Source organism: uncultured Cyclobacterium sp. (genome assembly GCF_963976465.1).
Taxonomy (GTDB): Bacteria; Bacteroidota; Bacteroidia; order Cytophagales; family Cyclobacteriaceae; genus Cyclobacterium.
Genome location: NZ_CAXBOC010000034.1, coordinates 1 through 18,470, shown reverse-complemented (window position 1 = coordinate 18,470; position 18,470 = coordinate 1). Strand labels below are relative to the sequence as shown.

Below are 18,470 nucleotides of genomic sequence, written 5' to 3'. Positions count from 1 at the left end.
CCGACGCCTTGATTTTGTCTGAGTAATTGGTTTCAATACCTTTGTTATGCATAAACATGTAAAAGATGAGAAGGTGAAAGTTGAAAAGTAACCCCTGTAAATATAGGTATAAGCCTTAAATATTTCTTTCTCAAAAAGGTGATTTCAATAAGAATGCTCCTACTCAGTGATTTAAAAAAGAAATGACTTTTGTAATAATTTTTATTTGATTCACCCTTCAAGGAAAGTGGAAAGCTTTGGATGATCAGGTTTAGCTTTGAAAATAAAACAGGAAAAACAGAAACTTTATAAGCAGCTCAATTGTAATATTGTATTAAATAAGTTTGTATGATTAAAATTATTGTCGGGACCAACCGTAAGAATGCGATTTCCGGTATCATTGCCAAAATATATCAGCAACTGTTGGCTCAGCATGGTGCCAAAGCAGAAGTTATCAGCCTTGCAGACCTTCCTGAAGATTTTGTTTTCACAGCCTTGTATGAACACAATGGTAAAAATAAAGCCTTCAATACCATTCACAATCAGATTAAAAGCGGTGATAAGTTTGTTTTTATTGTACCAGAATACAATGGTTCATTTCCCGGTATTCTAAAGTCATTTATTGATGGCATGACTTACCCAAATAGCTTTAATTCAAAAAAATGTGCTCTGGTCGGTATTTCTTCAGGTATCGGAGGCGGTGGCATTGCACTTAGCCACCTTACCGATATCTTCAATTACCTGGGTATGCATGTACTGGCCAACAAGATTAAATTGGCCAAAATAGAGGAAAATATGTCAAAGGAACATGTTACCAACAGGTTATATATGACCTTATTGAATGAGCAAGCAAAAATGTTGATTGACTTTTAAAAGTCAATCAACATTGTCATGCAAAAACCTGTTATTGCTTATGATTTCATTGTCATCATTCAGGTTGAATTTAGAAATACTTCTTTCTGAGCTGTGTTGCACCTCTTGAAGCTTCACCTTTTTCCTTAAATAAGCCGGCACTTCGATTTTTTCCTTAAATTCTTCCGGCGTCTGGTTTACAGATCGCATATGTCTCAATTTCTCAAACCTATCATGTGCTCTTTTTAGGGCTTTTGCCTTAATTTGCTCAAAATAATCAGATTGATTAATTGTTTGCGTTTCGGGTTGCTTGGCCTCTTCTTGTTTGGGTTCGGGTTTGTCAAATAAGGACAAAACCTTTTTTGGCTCAGCTGTGGGCTGGGGACTTACATATTCAAAATCTTCTGAATCCTCTGGACCTGCAGCATCCTTCCTGGTTTTCTCATTGGCAGGATTTTCTGTTGGGGTTACATTATTGATCTCAGGCTCCTTTGTTTGGGGTGTTTCCTGGGCAGGTATGGTAGATTGTTGTACAGTAAAAGATACGGATTGTCCGGGGCTTGTGTTTTCCTCTTCTTTAGAAGTTTTACCGGACTCCAAATCAATTACCTTTTTGGTCTCACTGTCGTCTTTTTTATTACTATTGACTTTATCAGCTAGGGAATTGGTTTCAAAACCCGTAGCAATGACAGTAACCCTAATTCCTTTCTTAAGGTCTTGGTCGATGCCTTGACCAAAGATTACATCAGCCATGTCTCCTGCACGTTCCTGAATGTATTCAGTGATTTCCACAAGCTCGTCCATAGACAATTCTTCTTCCTCTCCAGACATGATGGAAAGTAGAATTTTTTCTGCGCCTTTGATGTCAACATTGTTGAGTAATGGAGAAGAGATCGCTCTTTCAGCGGCTTTGATAGCCCTGCCTTCTCCTTCCATGGCTGAGCCCATCACTGCAGCTCCGGCATCTTTCATCACAGTTTTTACATCTTCGAAATCTACGTTAACATCTTGTGTTTCTGTGATGATTTCAGCGATGGATTTTGCCGCGGTACTCAATATATTATCTGCTTTACCGAATGCCTGACGAATCGGTAAATTTCCATAAATGTCGCGTAATTTATCATTCAGGATTACCAAAACGGTATCACAACTCTCCTTTAAAGATTCAATCCCTGCTTGGGCAGAAAATGTTTTTTTTCTTCCCTCGAAGATGAACGGGGCAGTAACAATACCTACTGTGAGGATGTCCATGTCCTTGGCAATTTTTGCAATTACCGGCGCTGCTCCGGTACCAGTACCACCACCCATACCAGCTGTGATAAATACCATTTTCGTATTGTCCTCAAGAAGCTTTCTGATATCATCCTTGCTTTCCAGAGCAGCATTTTTTCCCCTTTCAGGATTGGCACCTGCACCTAATCCTTCGGTCAGGTGAGCTCCAATCTGAAGTTTTAATGGAACCGGACTGCTTTTTAGAGCCTGAGAATCCGTGTTGACTACCACAAATTCCACATCCTTTATCCCCTGATTAAACATGTGATTCACTGCGTTGGAACCACCTCCTCCTACACCGATGACCTTAATGATCGACCGGTGGTTTTTTTGAATATCAAATTTATAATCTTTCATGATGCTTGACATTTTTCCTCTATTGAATATATTTTTTACTTCTGATATTAATAATTCTCGGACTCGTCTCCGATATCATCAGTAATGAATCTCTTTAGCTTTTTGGTAATTGAACCGAAAATATCACTTCCACTTTGGTCTACACGGAAACTTTTCTTTCCTGTAGTAGGTTTTAAGCTTTCTTTTTGTCGGTAATTGTCCTCCCTGTCATCCAGCCCTCTAAAACCTGCCAATACCAAGCCAACCGTGGTTGCATACATGGGACTTTTCACATCCTCTACCTTAGATTTACCTAGGTGTTCATTGGGATAACCTATCCTGGTGTCTAATCCGGTAATGTATTCGAAAAGTGGTCCTACTCCATGCAATAAAGAACCTCCACCGGTCAATACGATGCCTCCGGCCAGTTTCTTGTACACCCCACTGGTTGCAATCTCGGATTGGACCATTTCCACAATTTCTTCCATCCTTGCCTGAATGATTGAAGCAAGGTTTTTAACTGAAATTTCTTTAGGGGGCCTGTTACGCAAACCCGGTATCGATACGATTTCATTTGGATTGGCTTCCTCCGCTATGGCTTTTCCAAATTTGGTTTTCAGCAATTCTGCCTGATGTTGCATCACCATGCAGCCTTCTTTGATGTCTGCGGTAATTATATTTCCTCCAAATGGTATTACAGCCGTATGTCTAATAATATTGTCATAAAAAATGGCAACATCAGTGGTACCGCCTCCAATGTCTACCAGGCAAACTCCTGCTTCTTTATCCATGTCGCTAAGCACAGATAAAGAACTTGCCAAAGGCTCAAGGATCAAAGCTTTGGATTGTAGGTTGGCACGTTTTACACATCGGTCAATATTATTGATAGCGGCAGATTGAGCAGTGATGATATGGAAATGAGCTTCCATTCGTGCTCCGGACATCCCCACAGGGTCCCTGATGCCTTCCTCATAATCTATGGTATAGTCCTGAGGCATTACATGAATAATCCTGTTTCCCGGAGGTACCACTATGTTTTCCATGTCATTGGACAACCTGCGCACATCCTCAACTGTTATTTCTTCATCATTAGGGCTTCTAATGATTACACCGTGGTGAATCGAGCTACGTATGTGTTGGCCCGCAATCCCTACAATTACTTCCCCAATGTCTACATTAGACATTTCTGAGGCTTCATTTACTGCTTTGGTAATGGCATTGACAGTTTTGTCTATGTTGGTAACGATGCCCCTGATTACGCCATCAGAAACTGCTTTCCCCATTCCCAACACCTCTAGCTTACCATATTCGTTCTTTCGACCTATAATGGCACATATTTTCGTGGTGCCGATATCCAGTCCTACAATGAGTTTTTCGTTTTCCATAGCGCTAACAATTATTCACAAATAATTTGATCCTTATATTTTACATTTACCCTTGAATAAGTATTCCATCCTTTTTCAGGAAGAATTTGCTTATAATAGGTTTTGATTTTTCTAAACTTTAATTCAATCTCTTCCGGCTTCCCAAATTCAATGACCTGTTTTCCTACTTGCTGGTGCATATTGATATCTCCATTGGCAAGCAAATCCAAAGCACTTATTTGGGCAGACCAGAAAGGGTCTGTACTAATAAACCTAATCAATTCCAACAATGGTTTGTGTTCTACCGAAAGGTCACCTTCCTTTAATAATTCCTCAGCTTTTCTACCGGTTAGGATCAAAACCCTAGTGGTATAATTGGATGAGGTGGGAAGTATTTTTCCCGAGGAACTAATGTAGCCATCTGCTGCCATAGGCCGGACTATTCTGGCCATGGGAACGTGTTGACTTACTTTTACCATCAATGTCCCTTTCAAATCTTCATATGCCTCAGCCTTCTTCACAAAAGGATGCGCCTCTACCTTTTTTTCCACCTCATGAATGGAGACTTTCCCTTTTATTGAATGGCCAAGTAATGCGGGAAAAGCATTGGTCAATAGGGCAGCGACTTCTTGTTCATCCACAAAATAGACATCGCTTACAGCCTCTACATAAACGTCGAGATTGGCAAGCGCACGCTCTTCTGTCTTATGCTCTGTAAAAGCAATAAACCCTAGCAATGTCATCCCCAACAATATCATCAGGAAGGACTTTTTAAATTTCCATCCCTTACGCTTTATCATTTTTTATCCAATTTTCAATTGGTTTTACCAAACGATCAATATCACCGGCACCTATTGTTACCAATACTTCAGGCTTGTGCTGGTCCAAATGATCCAATAATTTATTCTTGCTCACCACTAACTTATTTGGGCTTGTTATCGCAGGAAGTAACATCTCTGAAGTTATTCCTTCAATAGGTAGCTCTCTGGCTGGGTAGATGTCCAATAGTATTACGGTATCTGCTATCGACAAGCTTTCTGAAAAGCCTTCCGCGAAATCACGAGTCCTGGTAAACAAATGGGGCTGAAATACAGCCGTTACTTTTTTATCCGGGTACATGGCCCTGATGGAAAGCAAAAATGCTTTAATCTCCTCCGGATGATGCGCATAATCGTCTATATAAGTAATATGTTCATTCGTGCAAATCTTTTCAAATCTTCGCTTTACCCCCTTATAAGTGGCAATACCCTCAATTATAGCTTCTTTTGAAAGTCCGTAATGAATGGCTACAGCTACTGCCGCCAAAGCGTTTTCAATATTATGAAAGCCCGGAACACTCAATTCCAAACCGTCAATCCTAATTCCTTCGGCCACATAGTCAAAAGAAAATGTCCCTGTGCCTACCTTAATATTGTCAGCATGAATATTTCCTGATTCCAAGCTGTATTGATAGACTTGTGCTGCCCCCAAGTCTGCATGACTTATTTTTTGATAGGCATCTTGGTGAATGATTAATTTCCCATCGGGATGGGTAAGCCTGATAAAAGAAGCAAATCCCTCTTTCAGTTGTTCGGCATCACCATAAATATCTAAATGATCAGGATCAATACTGGTGACAATGCTTAAGTCAGGGTGGAGGTGAAGAAAGGAACGATCAAATTCATCTGCTTCCACTACTACCACCGGAGATTCAGTACTACCCTCATCGTGAAGGATTAAGTTGTTGCTATAATTTTGCGTCAGACCGCCTAAAAAAGCAGCCGTATTGTGACCTGAATTTTTTAGCAAGTGTGCTACCATGGAAGAAGTTGTGGTTTTCCCATGGGTGCCTGCTATGGCCACCGATTCCATGTTTCTAGTAATCAGTCCCAGTACTGCCGCCCGCTTTTTAATGACAAACCCATTGTTGTCAAAGAATTTGTACAAAGCGCTGCTTTGAGGTACAGCCGGAGTCCATACGATTAGTTTGTCGGCTCCGGAAGTCTTAAATGCTTCTGGCAGGGTTTCAACCCCATCAGTATATACAATTTGCATCCCTTCCTGAGATAGGGTTTCTGTAAGAGGTGATGGAGTTTTGTCGTAGCCGTAAACGGGTACTCCAATATGATTGAACCACCTGGCAATGGCACTCATTCCTATACCTCCTATACCTAGAAAAAAGACGCTATGTAAGTTTTTTAAATTCATTGGATCAATTCTTCCATTACTTTAACAATATCCTTGGCTGCCTCAGGCTTGGCCAGATTTTTTATGGCTTGAGACAACTGGTCTCGCTTTTCTTGGTTTTCTAGCAATGAATGTACCATGGATCCCAATTGGTCAATGGCTTGATCATCCTTCAAGAGCAAAGCGGCATTTTGAGAAACATATGCCATGGCATTTTTAGTTTGATGGTCCTCTGCTACGTTCGGAGATGGAACGAAAATTACAGGTTTTCCCACCAAACTTAGTTCAGAGACGGATAAGGCGCCGGATCGTGAAATCACCACGTCTGCTGCGGCGTAAGCCAAATCCATTTCCTTGATAAACTTCAAAGGATAAATACCTTTTACTTCGGCATCCTTTACTTGCCCCATTACTTTTTCATAATAGTATTTACCTGTTTGCCAAAGCACTTGGTAGCCTTTGGATTCAAAATCTTCCATTGAATGAAGCAAGGCTTGGTTGAGGGTTTTGGCACCCAAACTCCCTCCAATAGAGAGGAGGATGGGTTGATCAGGCTTAAGGCCAAAATGAGCCAAAGCTTTTTCCCTTTTATCTGCTACAGCCAAGATGTCTTTCCTTACCGGATTTCCTGTGTATTTGATTTTTGAAGCCGGAAAGTAACGCCCCATTTCAGGGTAGGCTACACAGATGGCTTCAGCATTTTTAGCCAGTAATTTATTCGTCAAGCCCGCATAACTGTTTTGCTCTTGGATCAGCGTGGGAAGTCCCTTACGCTGTGCCATAAAGAGTACAGGACCACTTGCATACCCTCCAACACCTACCACCAAATGCGGTTTAAAATTTTTTATAAGTTTTTTGGCTTTTTGTAAACTGCCTAATAATTTAAAAGGAAAGTTTAAGTTCTCTAAAGTCAACCTCCGCTGGATCCCCGCTATCCTTAAGCCTTCTATTCTATAGCCTGCCTCAGGAACTTTTTGCATTTCCATCTTTCCTTCAGCACCCACAAATAAGACTTCACTTTCGGGGTATTTTTCATTCCATGCCTTGGCAATAGCAATGGCAGGATAGATATGGCCACCGGTGCCACCTCCGCTAATAATGATTCGATATGTTTCTTCAGCTTTATTCAATGTTTCAAGCTACTTTAACTTTTCTAGGAACCGATTTTTGTTCATTTATAAAGGCATCTTCATGATCACCCCTGCTAATACTCAATATAATACCAAGTGAAATGCCTGTGAATATTAAGGAGGTTCCTCCCATACTCACCATGGGCAATGGTAAACCTGTAATGGGTACCAGTCCCACCGCTACTCCCATATTAATCATGGCTTGAATGACCAGTGAGAAGCTCAAACCTGCCGATAACAAGCCGCCAAATGGTCTGGTAGATATGGCAACTACACGCATGCCGCGATAGAGCAATGCCAGGTAAAGAAAAAGGACAAAACCGCCTCCAATCATGCCGTATTCTTCCACGATGATGGCATATATAAAATCTGAATAAGGGTGGGGAAGAATGTTCCTTTGTTCACTGTTTCCCGGACCTTTGCCCGAAATACCTCCCGTGGCAATGGCTATATAAGAATGCTTCGCTTGAAAAGGGATCTCTGCAGGATCGTCATTCATGAATCTTTCAATCCTTGAAAAGAAAACCCCACCTCTTTGCCCCATTAAAATGGCCGTGGTAAGCACTAAGGCACCTACCATACATACGACCAAAAGATATTTTAAGGGAACACGACCAATAAACATAAGCAATAGACATGTGGACAGTAACATGACAGCTGTAGACATATTGGCTATGGCAATGAGCAAACAAATGGTGCCTATCCAAATGATAATCGGGATAAATGTTCCTTTAATATCTGTAATCCTTCTTTGCCTTTTTGCCAACATGCCTGCTACGGCAGAAATAAGTGCCAGTTTTGCCAAATCGGATGGCTGAAAGGCTTGATTGATAATAGGAACAGTAAGCCATCTGTTGGCCTCATTAATAGTAGATCCAAAGAGGTAAGTGATCATAAGCAAAGGAACACTTACCCAAAGTGCAAAAAGGCTCAACTTTGAGAAATACTTATAAGGAATGTTATGCACGGCCCACATAACCACTATACTGGCAAAGATCAAGGCACTGTGCTTGAAAAGGTAGACTTCTGTATTGCCTCCCATTTTTCTATAAGCAAGGGAACCTGTAGCTGAATACACAGCCAAGATACTAATCAAAGACAATAGCAAGACGATTCCCCAGATTACCGGGTCGCCTTTTAAATTGTCTTCTAGCCAGATTTTTACTTTAATCATTTATATTTTTTTTTAATGTAATTACGGCCTCCTTGAATTGATCCCCTCTGTCCTCATAATTGTTGAACAAGTCAAAACTGGCACATGCCGGAGATAGTAAGGCCACATCTCCTGCACTCCCATTTTCCAATGACCACTGCACCGCTTCTCTGATATCTTCAGTAGTTAAAATGCGTGGTATTTTCCCGGAAAAAGCAATCTTCAGCTTTTCGTTGTCCTTACCCAAACAGATCAGCAGCTTGACATGATCAATAACTTTGTCCTCCAGCAACTGATAATCATTTCCTTTGTCCACGCCGCCGGCAATCCAGATGATTGGTTCCTGAAAAGCCCCAAGGGCAAATGCCGTAGCATCAACATTGGTGCCTTTACTGTCATTGATAAACTTTATTCCCTTTATGGTGGCAACCTGTTCCATTCTATGGGATGCATTGACAAAATCTTTGAGTGAGGGACCGATTTTTTCCATTTCGACTCCCGCTAATAATACGCACATTGTTGCTGCGAGAGAATTGATAAAATTATGTTCTCCTTTAAGCACCATTTCATGGGTAGGCCAAGACCAAGTAAGTCCATTTATTTTTAAATTCAATTGATCACCTTCAATGTATCCCTTAGTCCCCTTAAGTTTTTCAAGTCCGATTGGAACCTTTTTTGGCTTGCCTTTTTGGCTTTTCATGGCCTCCGAGATGTTGATGTCAGGCTCAAAGAATATGAAATGATCTTGTGCATCCATCTTGTCGGTAAGCTTCATTTTTGCTGCTGCATATTCTTCAAGAGAATAATGATACCTGTCCAGATGGTCCGGGCTAATATTCAATAGCACCGCTATGGAAGGCTTTAATTTAATAAAACCTTCAATTTGAAAACTACTTACTTCTAACACCCACCAGCTATGATCTGTATCCACTAATTGCAAGGCCCAGCTTTGTCCAACGTTTCCCCCTAGTCCTACATCCATTCCAGCACTTTTCATCATGTGATAAATGAGTAAGGATGTGGTGGTTTTTCCATTGGTACCTGTAATGGCAATTACTTTCCCTTTTGAAAAGCGATAAGCAAACTCCAGTTCATCTATCACAGGAATACCTGCCGCCATTAGCTTCACAACTAGAGGAGCACTAAATGGTATACCCGGGGATTTGATGACCGTTTGCGCATCCAAAAGAAGGTTGATGCTATGCTGTCCTTCTTCAAAAGCGATCTTTTTTTCATTAAAGGTCTTCTTTTTGTCAGCAGCAATCTTTCCTGCATCAGACACAAAAACCCTGTGCCCATGCTTATGGGCCAATAAAGCAGCGCCAAAGCCACTTTCACCGGAGCCTAAAATAACTGTCTTCTGCATTTACCTTAACTTTAATGTTGCCAATGCCATGATCGCAAACAAGATTCCCAAAATCCAAAACCTTACGGTAATCTTTGCTTCAGGAATATTCATTTTTTGATAGTGGTGGTGCAATGGGGACATCAAAAAGACCCTTTTGCCTTCACCAAATTTTTTCTTGGTATATTTAAAATAACTGACCTGAATTATGACTGAAAGTAATTCAATAAGAAATATGCCACACAATACAGGAAGTAGTAATTCTTTTCTTAAAGTGAGGGATAACACGGCGATTACTCCTCCAATCATTAGGCTTCCGGTGTCACCCATAAAAACTTGTGCCGGGTAAGAATTGTACCATAAAAAGCCTACGCATGCTCCCACAAAGGCAGAGCAGAAAACCACCAGTTCACCCGAATAAGGGATAAACATCACATTTAAGTATTGGGAAAAAGTGACATTTCCACTGATATAGGCATATATGGCAATAGTTAGTCCAATTATGGCCGATGTTCCTGCTGCCAAACCATCAATTCCATCTGTTATGTTGGCTCCGTTAGAAACGGCCGTTACCACAAAGATCACAAGGATGATATACAATATTGGTGTAAAATTGTCTCCCAAGAATCCGAAAACCACATCATAATTGAGCTCATTGTTTTTGAGAAATGGTATGGTCGTTTTCATGGATTTCACATCTTCATAGGAAGGGGTAGCAACAACTCCTTCTTCAATAGATACACTTTCCTGAAATTCCCTAATCACCACATCTTCATGGAAGTATAAGGTGATACCAACGATAATTCCTATGCTAACCTGGCCTACAATCTTAAATTTACCGGCCAAACCTTCTTTGTTTTTTCTAAAAACCTTGATATAATCATCCAAAAAGCCAATTCCTCCCAACCAAAGTGTAGTCACCAGCAAAAGGATAATGTATACATTGTAGATATCAGCAAACAAAAGGGTAGGGATTACTATGGCAGCCATGATCATGATTCCTCCCATGGTAGGTGTGCCCTTTTTTTCAAGTTGGCCCTGAAGCCCAAGCTCTCTTACCGTTTCTCCAATCGATTTTTTCCTTATCCAATCGATAATGGTTTTTCCAAGGGTAATGGTGATTAGCAGGGAAACCAATGCGGCCATGCCTGCCCTAAAGGAGATGTACTTGAATACACCTGCTCCGGGCAAATCAAAAGTTTGGTCGATATAGTCAAAAAGGTGGTATAGCATCTTAATCCCTGGATAAAAGCTTTAAAAATTCACTCACTATTTTTTTATCGTCAAAGGGATGTTTCACCCCTTTTATTTCTTGGTAGGTTTCATGACCTTTTCCTGCAATCAGCACGATATCTCCCGGTTTAGAAAGGTGGCAAGCGGTTTTAATAGCTGACTTTCTGTCTTCCATTGACAATATTTTACTTTGGTCTATGGGGCTTAATCCTTCTTCCATTTCATGTATGATGGTCATTGGCTCTTCGTCCCGTGGATTGTCAGAAGTAAGGATGACCTTCTCACTAAATTTACATGCAATTTTAGCCATGATAGGTCTTTTGCTCTTGTCCCGATTGCCTCCACAGCCTATTACTGTGATGAGGGTCTCTGTTCCGGTTCTCAGTTTTTGGATGGTTTTCAATACATTCTCCAAGGCATCGGGTGTGTGGGCATAATCTATTATGGCTGTGATACCTCCTTGCACAATAAGGTCAAATCTACCTACAGCGCCTTTTAGCATGGATAGCTGCCGCAAGACCTCATCTTCATTTTCCCCTAACAATTGGGCTACACCCAAAACTCCCAAAAGATTATAGGCATTGAATTCTCCGGAAAGCCTGAACCATACAGGCTTCCCATCCAAGTCCATCTCCAACCCTTGTATGGAATTGTCAATGATACGGGCTTTAAAGTCCGCAGGGTATTTCAAAGCAAAAGTGTATTTTTTTGCTTTGGAGTTTTGCACCATCACCAAACCTCTTTTGTCATCCGCATTGACAAGAGCAAAAGCTTCTTTCGGCAACTCATCAAATAATTTTTTCTTGGCTGAGATATAATGACTGAAGTCACCGTGATAATCCAAATGATCATGGGAGAGGTTAGTAAATAAGGCGCCTGCAAACCTTAGTCCGGCAGTTCTTTCCTGAACGATGGCATGTGAACTCGCTTCCATAAAGCAATGAGAACAACCTTCATTCAGCATCTCCACTAGTAATTCATTGATAGAAATCACATCAGGAGTAGTGTGGCTTGCAGGAATAATTTTATCCTTTATTTTATTCTCAACCGTGGAAATCAAGCCGGCAGAATAACCCATTTCTGTATACAATTGATGCAACAAAGTAACCGTGGTTGTTTTACCATTGGTACCCGTAACGGCAACAACTTTTATTTTTTCAGAAGGGTGATCATAAAAGTTGCTAGCCATTAATCCCAAAGATTTTGCTGCATCAATTACCTGAACATAGCTGACGTCATCCACCAGGCTTTCCGGGAGCTGCTCACATACTATCGCCTTGGCCCCTTTTTCAATTGCCTTCTCTATATAAGCATGACCGTCTACCTGCGTCCCACGTATGGCAATGAAAACAGCACCCAAGTTGACATTCCTACTATCAAATGTCAATTGGCTGACCATTACTTCCATATTTCCTTTGGTGGAGACTAGGGAGACTTTGTACAATATGTCCTTTAACTGTTGGCTCAACTCAATGATAATTTTATGATTTGGTCATTTTTAAAGGGAGTGCCTTTGGATAAGGATTGAGCGCTAACTCTTCCTGAACCTGAAAATTGCACTCTCAGCCCTTTGTTTTCTAAAATATATAAGGCATCTCTTAAGGTCATGCCGGTAACATCAGGTACCAAGGGTTTTTCGACTGTATTACCAACCCATTGAATGGACTTGTTGGAAATACTCGATTTTACCCAGGTTTCACTGCCTGAATAATGGTTGGATATACCCATGCTGTTGCAGATCATTTGCAACTCAGCAGCTTTCCCGGCTTTGATATAAGGGAATTCCCCATTGTCTGCATGTTGAATATTTTCATCCTTATTTTCAATTTGCTGGATGTTCATGTCTTGTGCATAAATTTTATCTGCAATTTCCTTAAAAACCGGAGCCGAAATATCCCCACCATAAGCATTGAAACCTTTGGGGCTATCAATGACCACTATGGCGCTGTATTTAGGTTTTTCTGCAGGAAAATAACCTACAAATGAAGTGTAATATTTTTGGGTATACCTGCCGTTGATTAATTTCTGTGCAGTTCCCGTCTTACCCGCAATAGAATAAGTCTCGGTAGAAATATTTCTAGCGGTACCTTTTTCAACCACTCCTTTGAGAAGATCCTGAAGAGTATTGATCGTTTTTTTGGAGGCAATACTTTTAGTCAATGTTTCAGTTTCAAATTCTTCTTCAATGCTATTGCCTCTTGAGATTTGTTGCACAATCATTGGTTTTACCATTCTCCCTCCATTGGCAACGGCATTGTATAAGGTTAGCGTCTGCAGTGGAGTGATTTTAATTTCATAACCAATAGACATCCAAGGCAAGGTGGTACCGTACCAATTTTTATCATCAGGATGCTTGAAATAGGGGATACCCTCACCTTTAAGTTGAAACCCAAGAGGTTTGTCAAGCTTTACTTTTTCTATATAATCGATAAATCTTTGGGGCTGATGACCAAAATGTCCATCTACCAACTTAGAGATGCCAACATTTGATGATTTTTCAAATACTTCCCGAATACTTAGCATGCCATAGCCACCACGTTTGGCATCTCTCATGTACCGATCGTAAAATTTATAACTGCCATTTCCGGTATCCACACTGTCGTTTAAGTTGATCTTGCCTTCTTCCAACAAGGCCATCATTGATAGCAACTTGAAAGTGGATCCCGGCTCTGTCAATCCTTGTTCTCCTACGGCATAATTGTAATATTCACCATAACCGTAAGACTGTTTGTTTTTCTCCAAATTGGCAATGGCTTTAATATGCCCGGTGGCTACTTCCATTACAATCACTGAGCCGAAGGCAGCATCTTTGTTGATAAGCTGTTTTAATAGCACAGATTCTGCTACATCCTGAATATTGACGTCTAGGGTGGTGACTATGTCAAAGCCATCCGTAGGTTTGATGTCATCTGCATCATGTAGAGGCTTCCAACTTCCACCAACGATCTTTTGAAACAAAGCTTCTCCGTTTCTTCCCTGTAAATATTCATTAAAACTGTATTCCAAACCCGCTCCATACTGATCTTCATTTAAAAAGCCTACTGTTCTTCCGGCTAAATTTTTAAATGGACGATATCGTTTGTCAATCTTCTCGAATATAACACCACCTCCCATTCTTCCTTTTTTAAAGATGGGCCAAGTGGACATGGTCAATTTTTCTTGATAGTTTATTTGTCTCCTATTAAGAATCAAGTACTTTTTACCATCATTCCGAGCGTCTAGAATCATTCTTTTGTAAGCATTCGCAGACCGGTCCTTGTAGAAGGCAGCCAGGTTTCTGGAAAGTGAGTCTACACTTGATTTCCAGTCAGGGCTTTTATCAATGGAAGGATCGAGAGCCACTCTATAAAAAGGAAGGCTCGTAGCCAAAAGGCTACCCTCTGCACCATAGATATTTCCCCTGGTGGCTTTTACCGGCCGGTATTGCAAATTGATTTCCTCAGACAATTGTGCCCACTTGTCACCCTCAACAACTTGTATTACACCAATTCTATAAAAAATAGAAATGGCAATAAGTGTTACTGCCAAAAAGGAAAGCCTTACACGGAGCAATATGGATTTTTTAATGTTCACTTTTCCAATATTAATTTCTGAGGCGGTTCTTCAATTTCTATGATGCCTAGGGGCTGAATTTTCTTCGCTACTTCAGACTGTTTGCTTGCATACATGTATTCTGCTTCCAAGGTGGTAACATCGGCCCGAAGGTCTTCTACTTCTTGTTGGAGTCGATCTATTTTTCTGATGGTATTTTCTGCTTTATAATTACTCCATATATAAAACATGGCCAAAAAAGAAGCATACAGCAGGGGGAGAACCAATTTTATTGGAACATTTTCTCCCACGATCGAACGCATATCAAGCTTTTGCTCTATAAAAGCAAAAGGGTTGAATTTTGATTTTTTTTGTTCCCGGGAGGACTTAATCGGCTTTTTGAATGTATTTCTTCCCATGATCAAAGTTTTTTAGCGATTCTCAACTTGGCACTTCTTGCTCTTTTATTGGTTTCTATTTCTTCCTGAGCTGCTATGATTGGCTTTCTACTGACCGGCTCAAGTGGTCGGACAGGGTTGCCATAAAAATCTTTTTCAAGTTCACCATGAAGTTTTCCTTTGGTGATGATGTTTTTAACCAAACGGTCCTCCAGGGAATGATAACTCATGATGACCAATCTCCCGTCTTTTTTTAACAAATTTGTACTTTGTTCAAGCATCTCTTCCAACGCAATCATTTCCTGATTTACTTCTATCCGCAATGCCTGAAATACCTGAGCTGAATATTTAGCATATTTTCCTCGGGGAGCATATTTGTCCAACAAATTTTTAAATTCCTGAATGGATTCAAAAGGTGTATTGGCTCTGGTGGAGACAATAGCTCTGGCAAGGGTTTTGGCATTTTTTATTTCCCCGTAAATACCGAAAATCTTATGAAGAGATTGCTCATCATAGGTGTTCAAAATACTGGCAGCAGAAAGATCGCCTGATTGACTCATCCGCATGTCTAGTTTCCCCTCAAATCTTGTGGAAAAACCCCTTGAAGGCTCGTCTATTTGATGAGAAGAAACTCCCAAATCTGCCAAAATACCATCTACTTTATCTATGCCATATATTTTTAAGTACCGACGTAAATCACGAAAATTCGCCATGACAAAAGTAAAGTTTTCATCATCCGGAGCATTTTTTTCTGCATCAGGATCCTGATCAAAACCATACAAGTGTCCCTTGTCCAGCATTTTCAAAATCCCACGAGAATGCCCTCCCCCGCCAAAGGTCAGGTCTACGTAGATGCCATTGGGGTTAATGTTTAACCCTGAAAGGCATTCCTCAAGCATTACGGGAATATGATATGCTGTATTATGCACTTCTACCTAAGAACTTTTTGTTTAAATCACTGAATTTTTCTTCCTCTTTACCCATGAACTCATCATAACATTCCGGGTTCCAAATCTCAATCTTTGTTCCTATGCCGATCACAATGGCTTCCTTTTCCAGTTTAGCGTGACGTAACATGGTTTTGCTGATAACAAATCTACCTGTGGCATCTAAGTCTACCGGAGATTCTCTTCTAAAAAAAGATCTCTTGAAAAACCTTACCTCATCATCTGTGTCGTCTAGGCTAGCAAGTTTGTTATGGTCTTTCTTTACTTCGACCATTGGGATCAATTCAAGACATGGCTCCAAACCTTTGCGCAGCATCATCTCCTGACCCAAGGATTCAGGTATTAATGCCTTCATTTTTGAAGGCAAAACCAACCTGCCCTTGGCATCTAGTTTACACTCAAACTCACCGGTGAATGATGCCATATCTGATCTTCCTGCTAATTGATTACAAAAGTAGTAAATAGCTAAACACTTTTTACCACTTTGCCCCACTTTTTACCACATTGCTATAAAAGTATCCAAAACTAACTAGAAACACAATTATTTTACAAAAAAATAAAAGCATTGGTGGGTGCTTGCAATTGGCTAAAAATCAGCCGTTAATAGGGGGTAATCCTAAGTTATATGTAATTTAGGTCGGATTTTAAGGAAGTTCCGAACTTATAAATTGATAAGAAATTTACTAAGCCTCAAAGTGGGAGGAATTCCCGTAAGTTTTCAGTTTTTTTAGGATAAAGGGGCTTTAAACCTTATTTTTTCCTTTCAATGGTATAGGTCACCAGTGTTGTCAAAGAATTTTTGAAAGGAGACTCGGGAAAGTTTTCCAAGAGGGCCAATGCTTCTTGATAATAATTGTTCATTATTTTCTGTGCATATTCAAGTCCACCGGATTTTTTTACAAAATCTATAATTTCGTTGATCGTCCCTTTGTTCTCACTCTTATTCCTGATTTTGTAAATTATTTTTTTTCTGTCTACCCAAGAAGCATTTTGCAAGGCATAGATAAGGGGGAGGGTCATTTTTTTCTCCTTAATGTCTATTCCAACAGGTTTTCCAACCACATCTTCCCCATAGTCAAAAAGGTCATCCTTGATTTGAAAAGCCATGCCTACTTTTTCTCCGAAAAGCCGCATTTTTTCGATGTTTTCTTCGCTTGACCCGGTGGTGGCAGCGCCCACTGCACAACAAGAGGCAATAAGGCTGGCCGTTTTTTGACGGATGATTGTGTAGTAAACCTCTTCAGTAATGTCAAGCTTTCTGGCTTTTGAGATTTGTAAAAGTTCACCTTCGCTCATTTCCTTAACCGCATTGGAAACAATCTTAAGTAGGTCAAAATCACCATTGTCTACACTCAATAGTAGACCCCTTGATAAGAGATAATCTCCTACCAAAACAGCAATTTTATTTTTCCATAAGGCATTGATAGAGAAAAATCCTCGTCTATAATTAGCATCATCCACCACATCATCATGCACAAGGGTGGCTGTATGCAATAACTCGATTAAAGCGGCACCTCGGTAGGTAGATTCTGAAATCGAACCACTCACTCCAGCCGTCAAGAAAACAAACATCGGACGCATCTGTTTTCCCTTTCTTCGGACGATATACTGTGTGATATGATCCAATAATTTCACTTTACTTTGCATGAAAGTGCGAAATTTCTTTTCAAAATCGGCCATCTCGGTGGCTATCGGGGCTTGTATCTGCTTTAAATCTTGATTCATTTGAGCTTTAGATGTTGCAATAATACAATCTATTCCACCATTGACAAAGCCGGTCAAATGATAATTCTGCAAATGAATTCTATTTTTGGTTATCTTTGATCAACTAAACTACATAAACTTGACCGACGACTATATCAAACACCAGTATGAACCGATACTTCCGAAGAAGGATGAATGGCCTGTGGTAAAATTAAGTAAAAGCCGCAAAGCATTTATCCAACAGGTAGTGGGGTCTAGTGTTAGAAATATTAAAGGGCTTACCGGCAACCAGTTACCGGCAATAAAAGAAGGGCTTGAAGTCACTCTTTTTAGAGAAAGGATGAGGATCAAACAGAATTCCTGGGCAGTAGACCCGGAAGATGAAGAGGAATTTTGGGCGGAAGTAAAGGCCTCTCTTCTGGCCATGGATGCCGACCAACAGCTTGATGATCAAAAAAAGAAAGCCCGGTATTATGAAGTGTTAACTCGCATCACCACCAGGTATGCTGAAGAAATAGCAAGCAATTTTAAACACAGCCATTACAAATTGACAAGGAGGCTGGTCTCCTTTGGCTTTTCCCGTTTATTGAATACTTCGAGAGTTAAAGGTTTCAAATCCATTTTTAGTAACCAATACAGGCTTCAGGATAAAATTCAAATCATTGGAGAGACTGATCAAATAAGAGATTTGGCATCTAAGGGTACCATTGTTATGGTGCCTACTCACTTTAGTAATTTAGATAGCATTTTAATTGGTTGGACCATTAGTACCTTGGGATTGCCCCCATTTATTTATGGTGCGGGATTAAACCTCTTCAATATAGGGATTTTTGCCTACTTTATGAATGCCTTAGGTGCCTATAAAGTGGACAGGAGGAAGAAGAATCAAATCTACCTTGAAACTTTAAAAACGTATTCCAGAGAAGCCATTCAATTTGGCTGTCACAGTCTCTTTTTTCCCGGAGGAACACGTTCACGAAGCGGAAATATTGAATCCAAGGTTAAACTTGGTTTGCTTAGTACAGCTATTGAAGCACAACGTTCAAACTATCAGAAAGGG

At 40.3% G+C, this 18,470-nt stretch carries 16 protein-coding genes; 2 read left to right on the top strand and 14 right to left on the bottom strand.

All coding sequences use genetic code 11. The annotated features are described in order from the left end of the window. The first annotated feature begins 327 nt into the window (after positions 1–327). Complete coding sequence (locus tag AAC037_RS03475; RefSeq protein ID WP_339901673.1) at positions 328–852, top strand: NAD(P)H-dependent oxidoreductase; 525 nt, start codon at positions 328–330, stop codon at positions 850–852. Positions 853–855: 3 nt separating this feature from the next. Here the strand turns inward: AAC037_RS03475 and ftsZ are convergent, their stop codons facing one another. The 14 genes from ftsZ to AAC037_RS03405 form a co-directional block, all read right to left on the bottom strand. Further along, positions 856–2,460 carry a cell division protein FtsZ gene (gene ftsZ, locus AAC037_RS03470; RefSeq protein ID WP_339901672.1) on the bottom strand — a complete coding sequence of 535 codons (1,605 nt, stop codon included), beginning with the start codon at positions 2,458–2,460 and terminating at the stop codon, positions 856–858. 47 nt (positions 2,461–2,507) lie between these two features. Next, complete coding sequence (gene ftsA / locus AAC037_RS03465; RefSeq protein ID WP_339901671.1) at positions 2,508–3,824, bottom strand: cell division protein FtsA; 1,317 nt, start codon at positions 3,822–3,824, stop codon at positions 2,508–2,510. An 11-nt stretch (positions 3,825–3,835) separates the two neighbouring features. Continuing rightward, positions 3,836–4,603 carry a cell division protein gene (locus AAC037_RS03460; RefSeq protein ID WP_339901670.1) on the bottom strand — a complete coding sequence of 256 codons (768 nt, stop codon included), beginning with the start codon at positions 4,601–4,603 and terminating at the stop codon, positions 3,836–3,838. Next, positions 4,590–5,990, bottom strand: a complete 1,401-nt coding sequence (gene murC / locus AAC037_RS03455; RefSeq protein WP_339901668.1) for a UDP-N-acetylmuramate--L-alanine ligase — start codon at positions 5,988–5,990, stop codon at positions 4,590–4,592. Before murC ends, AAC037_RS03460 begins: the two co-directional genes overlap by 14 nt. Next, positions 5,987–7,099 (bottom strand): undecaprenyldiphospho-muramoylpentapeptide beta-N-acetylglucosaminyltransferase, encoded by a 1,113-nt coding sequence (gene murG / locus AAC037_RS03450; protein ID WP_339901666.1) that lies wholly within the window; start codon positions 7,097–7,099, stop codon positions 5,987–5,989. Before murG ends, murC begins: the two co-directional genes overlap by 4 nt. Before the next feature lie 4 nt (positions 7,100–7,103). Beyond that, entirely contained in the window at positions 7,104–8,273 is a 1,170-nt protein-coding gene (locus tag AAC037_RS03445) for an FtsW/RodA/SpoVE family cell cycle protein (RefSeq protein ID WP_339901664.1), read from the bottom strand. Next, a complete protein-coding gene (gene murD / locus AAC037_RS03440) occupies positions 8,266–9,618 on the bottom strand; it encodes a UDP-N-acetylmuramoyl-L-alanine--D-glutamate ligase (protein WP_339901662.1) in 1,353 nt (450 codons plus the stop codon). Before murD ends, AAC037_RS03445 begins: the two co-directional genes overlap by 8 nt. Beyond that, positions 9,619–10,830: a phospho-N-acetylmuramoyl-pentapeptide-transferase gene (gene mraY / locus AAC037_RS03435; RefSeq protein WP_339901660.1), complete on the bottom strand. Its 1,212-nt coding sequence runs from the start codon at positions 10,828–10,830 to the stop codon at positions 9,619–9,621. 1 nt (position 10,831) lies between these two features. Beyond that, positions 10,832–12,298 (bottom strand): UDP-N-acetylmuramoyl-L-alanyl-D-glutamate--2,6-diaminopimelate ligase, encoded by a 1,467-nt coding sequence (locus AAC037_RS03430; RefSeq protein WP_339901659.1) that lies wholly within the window; start codon positions 12,296–12,298, stop codon positions 10,832–10,834. Beyond that, positions 12,295–14,403, bottom strand: a complete 2,109-nt coding sequence (locus tag AAC037_RS03425) for a penicillin-binding protein (protein ID WP_339901657.1) — start codon at positions 14,401–14,403, stop codon at positions 12,295–12,297. The genes AAC037_RS03430 and AAC037_RS03425 overlap by 4 nt, the downstream gene beginning before the upstream one ends. Continuing rightward, positions 14,400–14,780 (bottom strand): FtsL-like putative cell division protein, encoded by a 381-nt coding sequence (locus AAC037_RS03420; protein ID WP_339901655.1) that lies wholly within the window; start codon positions 14,778–14,780, stop codon positions 14,400–14,402. Before AAC037_RS03420 ends, AAC037_RS03425 begins: the two co-directional genes overlap by 4 nt. A 2-nt stretch (positions 14,781–14,782) precedes the next feature. Next, entirely contained in the window at positions 14,783–15,688 is a 906-nt protein-coding gene (gene rsmH, locus AAC037_RS03415) for a 16S rRNA (cytosine(1402)-N(4))-methyltransferase RsmH (protein ID WP_339901654.1), read from the bottom strand. Further along, positions 15,681–16,130 carry a division/cell wall cluster transcriptional repressor MraZ gene (mraZ, locus tag AAC037_RS03410; RefSeq protein ID WP_339901652.1) on the bottom strand — a complete coding sequence of 150 codons (450 nt, stop codon included), beginning with the start codon at positions 16,128–16,130 and terminating at the stop codon, positions 15,681–15,683. Before mraZ ends, rsmH begins: the two co-directional genes overlap by 8 nt. 326 nt (positions 16,131–16,456) lie before the next feature. Continuing rightward, complete coding sequence (locus AAC037_RS03405; RefSeq protein WP_339901674.1) at positions 16,457–17,431, bottom strand: polyprenyl synthetase family protein; 975 nt, start codon at positions 17,429–17,431, stop codon at positions 16,457–16,459. A 118-nt stretch (positions 17,432–17,549) separates the two neighbouring features. Here AAC037_RS03405 and AAC037_RS03400 point away from each other — a divergent pair. Further along, positions 17,550–18,470 (top strand): 1-acyl-sn-glycerol-3-phosphate acyltransferase (locus tag AAC037_RS03400; protein ID WP_339901650.1); only part of this gene is annotated, 921 nt, incomplete at its 3' end.

What these genes read in the sequence shown, in the direction of transcription:
- mraY (WP_339901660.1), bottom strand. Translation starts at nt 10,830, where the DNA reads ATGCTATACCACCTTTTTGACTATATCGACCAAACTTTTGATTTGCCC.
- AAC037_RS03460 (WP_339901670.1), bottom strand. Translation starts at nt 4,603, where the DNA reads ATGATAAAGCGTAAGGGATGGAAATTTAAAAAGTCCTTCCTGATGATA.
- ftsA (WP_339901671.1), bottom strand. Translation starts at nt 3,824, where the DNA reads ATGGAAAACGAAAAACTCATTGTAGGACTGGATATCGGCACCACGAAA.
- ftsZ (WP_339901672.1), bottom strand. Translation starts at nt 2,460, where the DNA reads ATGAAAGATTATAAATTTGATATTCAAAAAAACCACCGGTCGATCATT.
- AAC037_RS03420 (WP_339901655.1), bottom strand. Translation starts at nt 14,780, where the DNA reads ATGGGAAGAAATACATTCAAAAAGCCGATTAAGTCCTCCCGGGAACAA.
- AAC037_RS03445 (WP_339901664.1), bottom strand. Translation starts at nt 8,273, where the DNA reads ATGATTAAAGTAAAAATCTGGCTAGAAGACAATTTAAAAGGCGACCCG.
- AAC037_RS03405 (WP_339901674.1), bottom strand. Translation starts at nt 17,431, where the DNA reads ATGAATCAAGATTTAAAGCAGATACAAGCCCCGATAGCCACCGAGATG.
- murD (WP_339901662.1), bottom strand. Translation starts at nt 9,618, where the DNA reads ATGCAGAAGACAGTTATTTTAGGCTCCGGTGAAAGTGGCTTTGGCGCT.
- mraZ (WP_339901652.1), bottom strand. Translation starts at nt 16,130, where the DNA reads ATGGCATCATTCACCGGTGAGTTTGAGTGTAAACTAGATGCCAAGGGC.
- AAC037_RS03475 (WP_339901673.1), top strand. Translation starts at nt 328, where the DNA reads ATGATTAAAATTATTGTCGGGACCAACCGTAAGAATGCGATTTCCGGT.
- murC (WP_339901668.1), bottom strand. Translation starts at nt 5,990, where the DNA reads ATGAATTTAAAAAACTTACATAGCGTCTTTTTTCTAGGTATAGGAGGT.